Annotated in this window: 2 protein-coding genes; both read left to right on the forward strand. The window is 66.1% G+C overall.

Features of this window, described 5'->3' with window-relative positions; genetic code table 11:
* Nucleotides 1–1,182 precede the first annotated feature (1,182 nt).
* Nucleotides 1,183–1,731 carry a putative colanic acid biosynthesis acetyltransferase gene (locus tag AB0N17_RS45870; protein WP_366017616.1) on the forward strand — a complete coding sequence of 183 codons (549 nt, stop codon included), beginning with the start codon at nt 1,183–1,185 and terminating at the stop codon, nt 1,729–1,731.
* Entirely contained in the window at nt 1,728–2,843 is a 1,116-nt protein-coding gene (locus tag AB0N17_RS45875; protein WP_366017617.1) for a glycosyltransferase, read from the forward strand. Before AB0N17_RS45870 ends, AB0N17_RS45875 begins: the two co-directional genes overlap by 4 nt.
* Nucleotides 2,844–3,004: the final 161 nt, after the last annotated feature.

The raw sequence follows: 3,004 nt of genomic DNA on the forward strand, positions 1-3,004 counted from the left end.
GCCTGACGCGGCTGCGAGGCCCGGAAACGCTGCCTGACGTCCCGGTGGCCAGCCAGGGATTCCGCGTCACGCGACTCCGATCATGGTGGCGAGCGTGCCTGGTCTTCGCTGACCCCGCGTACACGTCACAGACGTGCGCCGCGTGCGGCACATCGACAAGCGCAACCGTGTCGGCCAGGGCCTTTTCATCTGCCGCAGGGGCGGGGTCGTTGCCCACACCGACCGGAACGCTTCCCACAACATCGCCACCCGTGGCGAGACCGTGTGGAACGCGGGACGTGAGTCACAAGTCCCCCCACCGCATAAGGGTGTCTGGACGGAGGAGCCAACCCAGCAGCCAGTAGGGCGCCACCTCCAAACCCGGTCCTTCAGCACCGGGTCAAGTTGACGTTCCCTTCGCCCGGCCGCTGCTTGGCCGGCGTACGTACTCTTTCTCCTCGACCTCAATTGGGCTGAGGTCGCCCAGTCGATTCTGGATGCGGCGGAGGCTACAGGCCTCAATACCTGCCCTGACCAGGTGCGTTGTCAGCTTGATCGATATGTATTGACAGTCATGGTCGGCGTGGTGGACCAGTTGTCCCGGTTCGACCTCGCGGAAGGCGAGGTGGTGAGGACCAGGTCGGCGTCAACCGCTTCGGTGCTGGCGCAGTGAAGTCGCTGACCAGGTCAAGGCGGTGTCGGCGTCCGGGTCGCGGCGGGTGAAGCCCTTCTCCTTGCGGGGGCTGATGCCAAAGAGGCCGGCCTGGCGCAGGAGCCGTTCGACCCGTTTGCCCCCACACGGGTGCCTTCTCGCCTGAGGACGGCGTGCACGCGGGGAGTCATGGATCCCGCCGGAGCCTTTGTGGACCCGCCCTATCTTTCTTGCCGTCGCCCCGGTCCGTCGAAGGAAGTCGGAGGAACTCGTGCGGACCGGACGAAGCGCGACCTGGCACCGGTGAGCGAGAAGGGCGGTGACGTGTTCCAGCTGCGCCGGGACCCGCATGTCACGCCAGCCGTCCCTGTGCCGCCGTGACACCAAGAGATCGCTCGATGCGGGCGCGTTGGAGAGGCTCTGGCTCAGCATCGAACCTGGCCTGTTCATCCCATATGGTCGAGTTCGCACCAACACGCGCACTATATTCTGTTTCTTGTCTGGCTTTTATGGAGACTGCCCTATCGGAAGGACGTCGGGAAGGACGGTCCATGGCAGACACTGCAGCGCCGCTCGCTGCGGCTCGCACTCTGCGGGGATTCACAGGAGCCGGATACGACAAAGGGCGCCCGTGGCTGGTTCAGGCAGCCTGGTTCGCCGTTTTGAATCTGGTCTTCGTCAAATGGTGGTTCCCGGCCCGGTGGCGGCCGGCCATGCTGAGAGCCTTCGGCGCGCGGATCGGGCAACGGGTACTGATTCGTCAGCGAGTGCGTGTCCACTGGCCCTGGCGGTTGGACATCGGCAACGACGTGTGGATCGGCGAGGGCGCCTGGCTGCTGAACCTCGAGCCCATCACCATCGGCAGCAACGTGTGCATCTCCCAGGGGGCATTGCTGTGCACCGGTAGCCACCAGCGTCACAGTGCCACCTTCGAATTCGACAACGGCCCCATCCGCCTGGAGCCCGGCGCGTGGATCGCGGCGCGGGCCATGGTGCTGCGGGGCGTCACCGTGGGCCGCGGCGCGGTGGTCGGGGCCTCCGCTGTAGCCCACCGCGACATCGCTCCAGGCACGGTCATCACCACAGGGGCCGCAGCATGAAGATCCTTCACGTGGTAACACTCGTCAGCGACGACGGGGCATACGGCGGCCCAACGAGCGTGGCGACGGGGCAGGTGGAAGAGTGTGCCGCGCGCGGCCATCAGGTCGCGCTGCTGTCCCTGTGGCGGGGCAGGAACCCGGCCCCGCCGTACATCGGTTCGGTGCCGCTGCGCACACGGCCGGCGCACTCGCTGCTCCCTCAAAGCCTCATCGGACTCATGCACCCGCTCATCATCAGGGACATGTGGCGCTCCATGAAGAGGGCCGATGTGGTGCACATCCACGCCGGACGTGACCTCGTCTCGCTGGCGGCCCTCACTGTAGCGGCGCTGCGACGCAAGAAATTCTTCACCCAGACGCACGGCATGGTGGAAGCGCGCCGGAGGATCGCCGTCCGGATCTTCGACAGCATGTACGTGCCATTGCTGCGCCGGGCGCACGGCTGCCTGGTGCTCACGGAACAGGAGGGGCAGGCGGTGGCCGAGGTCGTCGGCCCGAAGGGACCCCCGCTGCTGACGCTGCCGAACGGCGTACGGTCCAACTGTACAGAGACACGTGGGACGCATCGACGCGAGGACCTGGAAGTGATCTTCCTCGCCAGACTGCATCCGCACAAGCGCCCGGAGGCCTTCGTCGAGATGGCCGAACTGGTCCATCAGAAGGTGCCGGACGCACGATTCACTCTGTACGGCCCGGACGGGGGATCGCTGCCATCGGTGCTCAGCCTCATCGCCGGCAAGGGGCTGGAGGAGATCGTCGGCTATGGCGGTGGGCTGACACATGCTGAAGCACTCCGTGCCCAGGCGAGAGCGAGCATCTATGTCCTGCCGAGCGAGAGCGAGTCATTCGGAATGGCCGTGCTCGAAGCCCTGTCCGTCGGCACTCCCGTTGTGTGCACCGACGGCTGCAGAATCGCCGACGAGCTGGCGCGCCGCGGCGCCGCGGTCGTCACTGACGGAAGCCCGCAAGCCATGGCCGACGCTGTGTGCGAGTTGCTGACCGACGCAGAAAAGCGTGGTGCGATTGCGGAAGCGGGCACACGTGCCGTGGAGGAATCATTCTCCATCCGTGCGGTGGCAGATCGGCTGGAACAGATCTATCAAGGCGTCTGAGGGTTCGACGAGGTCGTCGTCCTGGCCCTGGCAGGGCTTGGACGTAGGCGCGCGTCTGCCTGCCCGCAGCCAGCATGGGCGGATTTGCTTCACCGAGAACAACAGGACGGTCTGGGTGATGTGAGTGGTGTTCGGCACTCACATCACGCAGGCCGCGTGCC

The organism is Streptomyces sp. NPDC051133 (genome assembly GCF_040682635.1).
Lineage (GTDB): Bacteria > Actinomycetota > Actinomycetes > Streptomycetales > Streptomycetaceae > Streptomyces.